Genomic DNA, 10,147 nt, shown 5'->3' with positions numbered 1-10,147 from the left:
AGGAGGGCGGCCAGCTCACCGAGAAGGTGCGGCGCAAGCCGTTCTCCGTGGTCCTGTTCGACGAGATCGAGAAGGCCCACCCCGACATCTTCAACTCGCTGCTGCAGATCCTGGAGGACGGTCGCCTGACCGACGCCCAGGGCCGCGTGGTCGACTTCAAGAACACGGTCATCATCATGACCACCAACCTCGGCACCAAGGACATCTCCAAGGGCATCGGGGTCGGGTTCGCGAAGTCCAACGACGCCGACTCCAACTACGACCGGATGAAGTCGAAGGTCCAGGAGGAGCTCAAGCAGCACTTCCGGCCCGAGTTCCTCAACCGTGTCGACGACATCGTGGTCTTCCACCAGCTCACGCCGGCCGAGATCATCAAGATCGTGGATCTGATGCTCGCCCAGGTGGACTCCAGGCTGAAGGACCGCGACATGGGGCTCGACGTCTCGTCCGAGGCCAAGCAGCTGCTGGCCGACCGGGGTTACGACCCGGTCATGGGCGCCCGTCCGCTGCGCCGTACGATCCAGCGCGAGCTGGAGGACTCCCTGTCGGAGAAGATCCTTTACGGTGAGCTCCGGCCGGGGCACGTCGTCAAGGTGACGGTGGAGGGCGAGGGCGACAACGCCAAGTTCGTCTTCCAGGGCGAGTCGGTCACGAAGGTCCCGGACTCGGCGGCCGCGATCGCCGCCCCGATTCAGAACTGACGGGTCCTCGCTGGGCTCAGCTCAGGTTCTCAACGGAAGCCCCCGCGCGAAGGTTGCGCGGGGGTTTTCGCGTGTTCCGGGGGTGTCGCGCGGCGGGGTGATCCGCTGGATCCGGGGTTATCGCTGGACCCGGGGTCATCGCTCGGGTCGGGGTGATTGGTTGGGTCGGGGTGATTGGTCGGGTCGCGGTGATCTGGTGGGTGGGGGCGATCCCTTGGGTAAGCGTGATCCGCTGGGTCGGGGGAATCCACCTGGGTCAGGGTGATCCGCTGAGTCGGGGTGATGGGTCGGGGTGGGGTGAACCCTTGGGTTAGTGCGATCCGCTGGGTCGGGCGATCCCTTGGGTAAGCGTGATCCGCTGGGTCGGGGGCGATCGCTTGGGTCAGGGTGATCCGGCGGGCGGGGTGGTCCGCTGGTTGTGGACAGATGAGACGTGGGAGGAGTTGCGGGGGCGGGGCTGTGGGTGGGTGGGGCGTGGACGGGATGGGGTCGTGGAGGGGCGGGGTGGTTGTGGGCGCGGGGTTGTGTCGTCTGCGGAGCTGTGGCGCCTCTGTCGTGGGCGTGTGGTTCTGACCGGCGGTCCTGGGCGGCTCGGCGTTCGATGGAGTTGACGGTCTCCTGTGGCGCGGGTAGGCGGGTGCTTGGTCGTGCTGTTCGTGGTGTCGGTTATCGCCACATCGCACCATTTCGCGCCGAGGGCACGGTCTCGCTTGACGTCCAGGGCCGGGCACATGGCCACCGTTCTGGTGTCGTGGGTGGCCGCCTGCCGTGGCCGCGGTTGGGTGTCCGATGTCACATTCGCGGGTGCTGCGTGGTCATAAGGGGTGAGACGGGCGTCGTTGCGTAATCGTTTGGCGTCTCGGGTGTACCGCCACCGAGAGTAGTACTACACTGCGTAGAGCTTCGCCAAGTCTCATCCAAGTGAGCCACATAGAGCACGTTCCCAAGCTGCGGGCTGCTCCCTCGGGAGTAGTGAGGAATCAACTCGGGGCGGACGCGGGAGCCGCGGGCGAGCAGGCATGCTCGTCAGGGGCCGCGCGCCAGGGGCGGGCGACGGAACACAAGAAAGCCGTGGAGGAAACCGATGCGCCTGCGTCACAACGACGGAACGCTCGTTCACCTCGCCTACAACGCGGGCATCCACCCCGCGGAGGACCTGGAGAACCTGATCGCCCACCTGACCCGCTACGCGGTCCCGGTGCGCAAGCGGCTGGGCGTGGAGCGGATGGGCATCGGGTTGTGGCTCTCGCCGAGCGTGGCCGACCATCTCACGGCCGACCGCATCGAGCTCGTACGGCTGCGCCGCTCCCTGGAGGAGCGCGGCCTGGAGGTCGTGAGCCTCAACGGCACCGGCGGCCGCAACCAGGAGGTCCCCGGGCCCGACTGGGCCAAGCCCGAGCGCTACCGCTACACCATGGCCCTGGCCAAGATCCTGGCGTTCCTGCTTCCGGACGACGTGCGGTTCGGCAGCATCTCCACCATTCCGATCGGCTGGCGCCGCGACTGGCCCGCCGACCTGCACTCGATCGCCGCCCGGCGCCTGGAGCGGCTGGCCCGCGAGCTGCGCGGCATCTACAGCGTGACCGGCAAGACGATCAGGGTCGGGTTCGAGCCCTGGCCGGGGTGTGTGCTGGAGACGACCGAGCAGGCGCTGGAGCGGGTGTGCGGCATCGACTCCGAGCACCTGGGCGTGTGCCTGGACGCCTGTCACCTCGCCTGCGGGGCCGAGGGGCCGGGTGCGGCACTCAAGGGCCTGGCCGAGGCCGGGGCGCCCGTGGTCAAGCTGGGGCACGTACACAACCACACGGGCGAGATGCCGAGCAGCCCGAGTGCGGTGCTGCACGACACGCTGACGGCCATGTTGTCGGGAGCCGTCAGCGGGAGCGCGCACATCGAGGTCGAGACGCACAACCTGACCGTTCCCGGACGGGCGAAGGGGCCTGGGGCCCTGGTGTCGCTGCTGGCCGAGGAACTGGCCTGGGCCCGTACCAACCTGACCAGCCTGGGCCTGCAGCTCGCCGCCTGACGACTGCGATTGCGACTGCGGGGTGGGGAGGCCGGCGGCCTGGGTGCCGATCGGTCTCGGCCCGCAGTTCCGCCCTCCGATGGGGGGCTGGCCACGTGCCGACCTGTCGGTCTGGTGTGTGATGCGGCGGCCCGGTCAGAGGTTGCCGAACCAGCCTGGGGTGTCGAGGCGCCACAGGTTGGCCGGGGTCATCCTGCGCAGGTCCGACTCCAGGGCGTTCAGGCGGTCCTCGCCCAGTTCGGTGGCCCAGCGGGCGCGCAGGTCGTCGAAGATGCGGGCCGAGCGGTTCAGGGCGTCCATGCCGTACGGGGTGAGGCGGATGACTTTGCGGCGAGTGTCGGCCGGGTCCGGGGTACGTTCGACGTAGCCGATGCGTTCCAGGGTGTCGACGGTCTTGCCGGCCGCCTGCTTGGAGACGCCGAGCGTGCGGCCGAGGTCGACGGCGGTGGTGCCCTGCGGGCCGATGGCCTGCATGACGAACCCGTGCATCGGGCGGATATCGGGGTGACCTTGCCGGGCCAGCTCGGCGTGCAACTCGTCGATCAGCACCCGGAACGCCAGCAGCAGACGCAGCGGTAGTTCGAAGCCTGGGCTTGACATGATAGACAACCTGATTGACTATAAGGACAACGTGGTTGCCTATCTTAGGGGTTCAGGAGATGACTGTCATACGTGAGGCCGAGGCGCGCCGGTCGGAGACTCCCAGCGGGGTCATGACGACGTTCGCCTCGCCGACGCAGGGTGGGGCCTCGCGGTCCCTGTGGAGGGTCGACGCCCGGCCCGGCGCGGTGGGACCGGTGCACGACTTCGACTGCGAGCAGGTGTGGACGTGGCTCGACGGGGCCGCCGTGGTGGAGCTGGGGGAGGAGCGGTTCGAGGTCGGTGCGGGGGACACCGTCGTCATGCCCGCCCGTACGGTGCGGCGGGTGCTGGCCGATCCCCGCAGCGGCTACAGCGCCGTCGTCACGGCCCCTGGCGAGGCCAAGGCCTTCACGGCGGACGGGACCGAGTTCGGCGTCCCGCCGTGGATCGCCTGAAGGAGGGCGCGTGAAGGGGGCGCCTGAGAGATGTCGTCTGAGAGACGTCGCTTGAGCGTGGCCGCTGAGCGGGGGTGCTTGAGCGGTTCCGCCTGAGCCGGGTCAGTTGAGCCGGGTCAGTTGAGCCAGGCCGCCTGAGCCAGGCCGCCTGAGCGGGGTCAGCTGAGGGGGGTCAGCTAAGCGAGGTCGGCTCAGGCAGGGCTGGCTGAGGAGGGCGGCTGGGGAGCGGCCGGTTGAGGCGGGGGTCCGGGATGGCGGGTCGGTGGTGGGGCGGGTGTTCGGCTGAGGGCGGTAGTGCTCGATGGGGTCAGCTTGGGCGGCGGCGAACCTTGGGATGGTGGATCTTGGGGTGGTTGCGGGGGTTGCTCATCCGTCGTGGGGGAGGCGGTAGGTGCCGTCGTCCAGGTGTTCGGCCAGGCCGTCGGTGATGAGGCCGTCCAGGGCGCGTTCCCGTTGCGTCGCGTCGTCCCACACGGCGTCCAGCGCCGCCTTGGGGACCGGGCCGTGGGCTGAGCGCAGCACCTCAAGGAGGCGGCCGCGGCACTGGCGGTCCGTGCCGGCGTACGTCTGGCCCTTGCGCGCGGGGCCGTCGTGCGGTGGCTTGCCCGCCAGCCGCCAGGCGCACAGGTGGGTGATCGGGCAGTCGGCGCAGCGCGGCGCCCGGGCCGTACAGACCAGGGCGCCCAGCTCCATCACCGCCACGCCCCAGCGGGCGGCGCCCAGCTCGGGCAGGAGCGCCTCCGCGAGCCGCCGCTCGGCCGCCGAGGTGGCGGTGGGCGGGTATTCCTCCGCGCGTACAGCCCTGGCGAACACCCGGCGGACGTTGGTGTCCAGGATGGCGTGGCGGCCGCCGTAGGCGAAGCTGGCGACCGCGGCGGCGGTGTATTCGCCGATGCCCGGCAGGGACAGCAGGGTCGCGTGGTCGGACGGCACCTCGCCGCCGTGCTCGTCGCTGATGGCCCTGGCGCACGCGTGCAGGCGCAGCGCCCGGCGCGGGTAGCCGAGCCTTCCCCAGGCGCGTACGGCCTCGCCGGGTTGTTCGTCGGCCAGCGCCTTGGGAACGGGCCAGCGGGTCAGCCACTCGTGCCAGACGGGCAGAACGCGTACGACCGGGGTCTGCTGCAGCATGATCTCGCTGACCAGCACACCCCACGGGGTCGCGTCAGGGGCACGCCACGGGAGGTCCCGGGCGTTGTCCTCGTACCAGTCCAGAACGGGGGCGTGCAGGAGGTTCGACTCAACCACGCGGTCAAGGGTATGCCCAGATGGTTGCCCTCGGCGTGTCGCCGCTTCTTAGCGGTGGCGGGCTTACCATGCTGAGCGTATGGACCCGGATACGATGCGTGGCGACGGCGGGGACGTCTACTGGCGGCGCCGAATGAGCGTGCTGGTGGCGGTGCTCGTCGTCGTCGCCGTTGTGGCCTGGGCGTGCTCCAGCGGAGGCAGTGGACCCGAGCGTACGTCCAGAGCGCAGGCCTCGCCGAGCGCCACGCCCACAGTTGATCCACTCTTGGCCGGGCTACGCACGCTTGCCATGGGCACGGCCAGCCCGTCGCCCACCCCGACCACCACCACCACGCCCACGCCGTCGCCAACGCCCGCCCCTCTCAGGAGGCCCGGCGAGCCATGCCAGGAGCAGGACCTGGTGCTCAGCCTCCAGGGCGGAAAGGAGCAGATCTACGCGGCCGGCGCCCGACCGAACTTCATCATCACGCTGGTCAACGCGGGCCCCGTGATGTGCACCGCCGACGTGGGTCCGCGGGCGCTGGAGATCCGCATCACCTCGGGGGCCGACCGCATCTGGTCCAACGCCGACTGCGTGAGCGGGGACGGGACGGAGATCAAGCAGTTGCAGCGGGGGGTGCCGCACGTGCGGGTGCTGGACTGGGACCGGCGGCGGTCGAGCATCGACTGCCGCTCCATCCAGCAGACCGCGCTGCCGGGCACCTATGTGGCCACCGCCCGCCTGGGTGGGCTGCGCAGCGCCAAGGGGATTTTCCACCTCCGCTAGAGCTGAAGGAGAGGCCCGCGGCCGGTGCCCCCGCGGCGCGGCTGTGAGGCGGCCAGGCTGTCGCCCGCCCCAAGGCGGGCGCTCAGCCCCGGGAGGGGCGGAACCGCACGTCACAATGGCCCACAGCCACGCACAGCGCCACACCGGCTCATGCACGGTCCCGAGGCGGTGTACGGCTCAGCGCACGATCCCGTGTCCGCCGTGGGCGTGCCGTGCGGCACGGTGGCGCCCGTATTCGGCCGCTCGCCAAAGCGATGGCCGCAGGACGCAGTCCGGGCCAGGGCCCGCGGTCCTTTCAGACGTAGCGTTCCAGGATCGAGGACTCGGCCAGGCGGGAGAGGCCCTCGCGGACGCTGCGTGCCCGGGACTCGCCCACGCCCCCCACCTCCTGCAGGTCGTCGATGCTCGCCGCCAGCAGCTTCTGCAGGCCGCCGAAGTGGTCGACCAGGCGGTCGACCACCGCGCCGGGCAGGCGGGGGACCTTGGCCAGCAGGCGGAAGCCGCGCGGGCTGACCGGGCTGTCCAGCTTGTCGGTGCCGTTGTGGCCGAGGACGTGGGCCACGACCGACAGGTCCAGGAGCTCGTTGCCGGACAGCTGGTTGAGGTCGTGCATGGCCTCCACCGGGCGGCGCTGGCGGCGGCCGGCGGGGGGCGGGAGGTAGTCGCGGATCACCAGCTCGCGCTCGGAGTCCACGCCCGCCACCAGCTCGTCCAGTTGCAGGGACAGCAGGCGGCCGTCGGTGCCCAGCTCCACGACGTAGCCCTTGATCTCGTCGGAGATCCGGCGGACCATCTCCAGGCGCTGGGCCACCGCCGCCACGTCCCTGACCGTCACCAGGTCCTCGATCTCCAGCGCCGACAGGGTGCCGGAGACCTCGTCGAGGCGGTGTTTGTAGCGCTCAAGGGTGGCCAGGGCCTGGTTGGCCTTGGACAGGATGGCGGCCGACTCCTCCAGGACATAGCGGATGCCGTCGAGGTAGAGGGCGATGATGCGCATGGACTTGCTGATCGCGATGATCGGCAGGCCCGTCTGCCTGGCCACCCGCTGCGCCGTGCGGTGGCGGGTGCCGGACTCGTCGGTGGAGATCGAGGGGTCGGGCACGAGGTGCACGGCGGCGCGTACGATCTTGTGGTCGCCGCTCACCACGATGGCCCCGTCCATCTTGGCCAGCTCGCGGAGCCTGGTGGGGGAGAATTCGACGTCGAGCTGGAAGCCGCCACTGCAGACCTGCTCGACGACCTTGTTGTAACCGAGCACGATCAGCCCGCCGGTCTGCCCGCGCAGGATCCGCTCCAGGCCGTCGCGCAACGGTGTGCCCGGCGCCACAGCGGCCAGGGCTTCGCGACGACGGTCGTCAAGACTCCTATCCACCTGACCCCCGTGTCGATCGGTCACGCTCAGCTTAGCCGTGCTATGTGACGTGTGTGAGAGCGTCCCAGACGTTCTCCGCCTGCACGACCTCGAACCCAGGTGCGAACGCCACCGGCCCCACCGGCACCAGCGCGCGCTGCCCGGTGCGCCGTCGGCCGCCCTCCTCCAGGGATCCGGCGGGCACGAGAGCGCGCTTGAAGCCGAGCCTGGCCGCCTCCGTCAGCCGCCTGCGCACGTCCTTGACCGGGCGCAACTCGCCCGCCAGGCCGACCTCCCCGAGCGCCACCAGGCCGGGTGGCAGCGGTTTGTCCCCGGCGGCGCTGGCCACGGCGAGCATGACCGACAAGTCCACCGCGGGGTCGGCCAGCTTGATGCCGCCCACGGTCGCGGTGTAGACGTCGCAGCCGCCGAGGCGGGCGTTGAGCCGGCGCTCCAGCACCGCGAGGATCATCTGCACCCGGTAGGTGTCGAGCCCGGAGGAGGTGCGCCTGGGCTGCTGCGCCTCCGTGCGCGCCACCAGGGCCTGGACCTCGGCGGGGAGCGGGCGGGTGCCCTCGACCGTGACGGTGACGCAGGTGCCGGGCACCGGCTCGCTGCGCCGGGAGACGAACAGCCCGCTCGGGTCGGTGATGCCCTCGATGCCGCGCTCGTGCAGGTCGAAGCAGCCGATCTCGTCGGTGGGACCGAACCGGTTTTTCACCGCGCGCACCATGCGCAGCCTGGAGTGGTTGTCGCCCTCGAAGTTGAGCACCACGTCGACCAGGTGCTCCAGCGTGCGCGGGCCCGCGATCGAGCCCTCCTTGGTGACGTGGCCGACCAGAACGGTGGCCATGTTGCGCTCCTTGGCCAGCCGCACCAGGTTGGCCGCCACCTCGCGGACCTGGGTCACGCCGCCTGGCACGCCGGTGGCCTGGGCCGAGCCGACCGTCTGCACCGAGTCGACCACGAGCAGGCTGGGCTGGACCTTCTCCACATGGGAGACCAGAGCCGACAGCTCGGTCTCCGCGGCGAGGTAGAGCCGGTCCTGGATCGCGCCGATGCGATCGGCCCGCAGGCGCACCTGGGCGGCCGACTCCTCGCCCGTGATGTAGAGCACCGTCTCGCGCTCGGCGATGCGGGCCGCGGCCTCCAGCAGCAGCGTGGACTTGCCGATGCCCGGCTCGCCCGCCAGCAGCACCACCGCGCCCGGCACCAGGCCGCCGCCGAGCACCCGGTCGAGCTCGCTCACGCCGGTCGTGCGCGCGGTCGCCACCTCGGCCTTGACCTGGCCGATCGGCAGCGCGGGCGCGGTGGTGGCGCCGGCCTGCACCACGTTGACCCCGGCGCGCGCGCCCTCCTCGTCGACCGTGCCCCACGCCTGGCACTCGCCGCACCGGCCGACCCACTTGGCGGTGCGCCAGCCGCATTCGGAGCAGCGATATCCGGGCTTCTGGGCAGTCTTGGCCATGCGGAGCAGGCTAGCGGGCGCCGCCGACAATCTTCGAGCGCCGGGCTGGATCGGCGGGTCAGGCCAGGCCGAGCTCAGAGACGAGCAGGCGCTTGGGCTTGGCGCCCACGATCTGCTTCACCGGTTCGCCGTTCTCGAACAGCAGCATCGTCGGCACGGCCATCACCCCGTAGCGCGCCATGATCTCGGGGTTCTCGTCGGTGTTGAGCTTGCCGACCGTCAGCCCGTGCTCGGCCTCGATCTGCTCCAGTACGGGGCCCACCATCCTGCAGGGCCCGCACCACTCGGCCCAGAACTCCACCAGCACCGGCTCGTCGCTCTTGAGCACCCGCTCCTCGTAGTTGTCCGTGGTCAGCGTGATCATCTTTCTCATCCCTTCACAAAGCATCCAGGGCAGGACCGGGCGAGCTGGGCGGCCACCTCGGCGCGGCGGGCGAGCAGGACGCGGATCTCCGTGTCGATCTCGCTCAGCTTGCGCTCGTAGACCTCGACCGACTCCGCGCACGACCCGCCCGTGCTGTGCCCGCGGCGCAGGCAGTCGACGAACGGCCGGGTGTCCTCCAACGTGAACCCGACCTTCAGCAGGGCCCGGATCTCGGACACCAGCCTGACGTCGTCCTCGCCGTAGTCGCGGTAACCGTTGGCCGCGCGACGGGCGCTGAGCAGCCCGTGCTGCTCGTAGTAACGGAGTGAGCGGGTGCTCACCCCGGTGCGTTCCGCCAGCTCACCTATGCGCATGCCATCACGGTAAACGTTGACACCCGCGTCAATGTCAAGCCTCAGAAGTGGCGCCAGCGCAGGACGTTCGGATAGGGGATCTCCAGGCCCGGCGTCTCGGCGATGGCCTGCTCGGCCACCGCGGGCGTGAACTCGATGCGCAGCACCGCCTCCAGGTCCGCGCGCCGCTCGAAGGCCATCCGCAGATCGAGCGGCCGCCGCTGCCAGCCCTGCCGGTCCCAGAACGCCTCGACCTCGCGCGCCGAGTAGGCCGGTACGGTGTGCGAGAACCAGCGCCCGAACGACCCCCTGGTGGCATCGAGGTCCAGCACGAAGGCCGCGCCGCCACGGCGTACCACCCGCGACAGCTCGCGCAGCCCCGGCTCGCAGCCCGGCCCGAAGAAGTACGCCCACCGCGCGACGGCCACGTCCACCGAGGCGTCGGGCAGCGGCAGCTCCTGGGCCGTGGCGGCGTGCACGGTCACGTTGGCCAGCCCGGCGCAGCGGCGGCGGGCCAGCACGGCCAGGTCCCCGTGCGGCTCCACCCCGATCACCCGCGCCGCCTGCGACGACAGGATCGGCAGGTGGTAACCGGTGCCGCAGCCGATGTCCAGCACGGTGGCGCCGTCCCAGGGGCGCACCGCCCGCATCGCGGCGTCGGCCGCGCCCTCGGGGTCGACGGCGCGATTCTCCAGCTCGTAGACCTGGGGAGAGTTCCAGATGTTCGGGCTGGGGATCGCACCTTTCGCTATCCGTGGCATGCCTCAACGGTAGGTGCATCTCACGCCTTGGTGAGCCCCAGGACGCGGCGCACCAGAGGGGCTCGCGCGCCAGAT

General features: G+C 70.7%; 11 protein-coding genes. 4 read left to right on the top strand and 7 right to left on the bottom strand.

What is annotated here, in order from left to right; translation table 11 throughout:
* Both BLS95_RS50240 and BLS95_RS50235 read left to right on the top strand, forming a co-directional pair.
* Window positions 1-701: AAA family ATPase (locus BLS95_RS50240; RefSeq protein WP_176993839.1), on the top strand; the 701-nt coding region annotated here is incomplete at its 5' end.
* A gap of 1,084 nt (window positions 702-1,785) precedes the next feature.
* Complete coding sequence (locus BLS95_RS50235; protein WP_090946729.1) at window positions 1,786-2,727, top strand: sugar phosphate isomerase/epimerase family protein; 942 nt, start codon at window positions 1,786-1,788, stop codon at window positions 2,725-2,727.
* A 135-nt stretch (window positions 2,728-2,862) separates the two neighbouring features.
* Here BLS95_RS50235 and BLS95_RS50230 read toward each other — a convergent pair whose 3' ends face one another.
* Window positions 2,863-3,327: a MarR family winged helix-turn-helix transcriptional regulator gene (locus BLS95_RS50230; RefSeq protein WP_090946728.1), complete on the bottom strand. Its 465-nt coding sequence runs from the start codon at window positions 3,325-3,327 to the stop codon at window positions 2,863-2,865.
* Window positions 3,328-3,386: 59 nt separating this feature from the next.
* Between BLS95_RS50230 and BLS95_RS50225 the strand changes: the two genes are divergently transcribed.
* A complete protein-coding gene (locus BLS95_RS50225) occupies window positions 3,387-3,764 on the top strand; it encodes a cupin domain-containing protein (protein ID WP_090946727.1) in 378 nt (125 codons plus the stop codon).
* Between the two features lie 366 nt (window positions 3,765-4,130).
* On the opposite strand, the gene BLS95_RS50220 is transcribed toward BLS95_RS50225, so the two are convergent.
* A complete protein-coding gene (locus BLS95_RS50220; protein ID WP_176993838.1) occupies window positions 4,131-5,009 on the bottom strand; it encodes an HhH-GPD family protein in 879 nt (292 codons plus the stop codon).
* Window positions 5,010-5,088: 79 nt separating this feature from the next.
* Between BLS95_RS50220 and BLS95_RS50215 the strand changes: the two genes are divergently transcribed.
* The gene (locus BLS95_RS50215) at window positions 5,089-5,775 is read left to right on the top strand and encodes a hypothetical protein (RefSeq protein ID WP_090946726.1); all 687 of its coding nucleotides are present in this window, start codon (window positions 5,089-5,091) and stop codon (window positions 5,773-5,775) included.
* A gap of 295 nt (window positions 5,776-6,070) precedes the next feature.
* On the opposite strand, the gene disA is transcribed toward BLS95_RS50215, so the two are convergent.
* Genes disA through BLS95_RS50190 form a run of 5 tightly spaced genes read right to left on the bottom strand, consistent with a single transcriptional unit; the run spans window position 6,071 to window position 10,072 of the window.
* Complete coding sequence (disA, locus tag BLS95_RS50210) at window positions 6,071-7,147, bottom strand: DNA integrity scanning diadenylate cyclase DisA (RefSeq protein WP_090946725.1); 1,077 nt, start codon at window positions 7,145-7,147, stop codon at window positions 6,071-6,073.
* Window positions 7,148-7,187: 40 nt separating this feature from the next.
* Window positions 7,188-8,594 carry a DNA repair protein RadA gene (gene radA, locus BLS95_RS50205; RefSeq protein ID WP_090946724.1) on the bottom strand — a complete coding sequence of 469 codons (1,407 nt, stop codon included), beginning with the start codon at window positions 8,592-8,594 and terminating at the stop codon, window positions 7,188-7,190.
* Window positions 8,595-8,652: 58 nt separating this feature from the next.
* A complete protein-coding gene (gene trxA, locus BLS95_RS50200; protein ID WP_090946723.1) occupies window positions 8,653-8,958 on the bottom strand; it encodes a thioredoxin in 306 nt (101 codons plus the stop codon).
* A 5-nt stretch (window positions 8,959-8,963) separates the two neighbouring features.
* A complete protein-coding gene (locus BLS95_RS50195) occupies window positions 8,964-9,332 on the bottom strand; it encodes a MerR family transcriptional regulator (RefSeq protein ID WP_090946722.1) in 369 nt (122 codons plus the stop codon).
* A gap of 41 nt (window positions 9,333-9,373) precedes the next feature.
* Window positions 9,374-10,072, bottom strand: a complete 699-nt coding sequence (locus BLS95_RS50190) for a class I SAM-dependent methyltransferase (protein WP_090946721.1) — start codon at window positions 10,070-10,072, stop codon at window positions 9,374-9,376.
* Between the last annotated feature and the right edge of the window lie 75 nt (window positions 10,073-10,147).

Origin of the sequence: Nonomuraea jiangxiensis (assembly GCF_900099965.1) — a bacterium.
Taxonomy (GTDB): domain Bacteria; phylum Actinomycetota; class Actinomycetes; order Streptosporangiales; family Streptosporangiaceae; genus Nonomuraea; species Nonomuraea jiangxiensis.
Note: the sequence above shows the minus strand (reverse complement) of the source record. Positions and strands in the feature narration are given on the sequence as shown.

Excerpts from the sequence above, each read along its gene's own strand:
- BLS95_RS50235 (WP_090946729.1), top strand. The coding sequence starts at position 1,786 with ATGCGCCTGCGTCACAACGACGGAACGCTCGTTCACCTCGCCTACAAC.
- BLS95_RS50230 (WP_090946728.1), bottom strand. The coding sequence starts at position 3,327 with ATGTCAAGCCCAGGCTTCGAACTACCGCTGCGTCTGCTGCTGGCGTTC.
- BLS95_RS50225 (WP_090946727.1), top strand. The coding sequence starts at position 3,387 with ATGACTGTCATACGTGAGGCCGAGGCGCGCCGGTCGGAGACTCCCAGC.
- BLS95_RS50215 (WP_090946726.1), top strand. The coding sequence starts at position 5,089 with ATGGACCCGGATACGATGCGTGGCGACGGCGGGGACGTCTACTGGCGG.
- radA (WP_090946724.1), bottom strand. The coding sequence starts at position 8,594 with ATGGCCAAGACTGCCCAGAAGCCCGGATATCGCTGCTCCGAATGCGGC.
- trxA (WP_090946723.1), bottom strand. The coding sequence starts at position 8,958 with ATGATCACGCTGACCACGGACAACTACGAGGAGCGGGTGCTCAAGAGC.
- BLS95_RS50195 (WP_090946722.1), bottom strand. The coding sequence starts at position 9,332 with ATGCGCATAGGTGAGCTGGCGGAACGCACCGGGGTGAGCACCCGCTCA.
- BLS95_RS50190 (WP_090946721.1), bottom strand. The coding sequence starts at position 10,072 with ATGCCACGGATAGCGAAAGGTGCGATCCCCAGCCCGAACATCTGGAAC.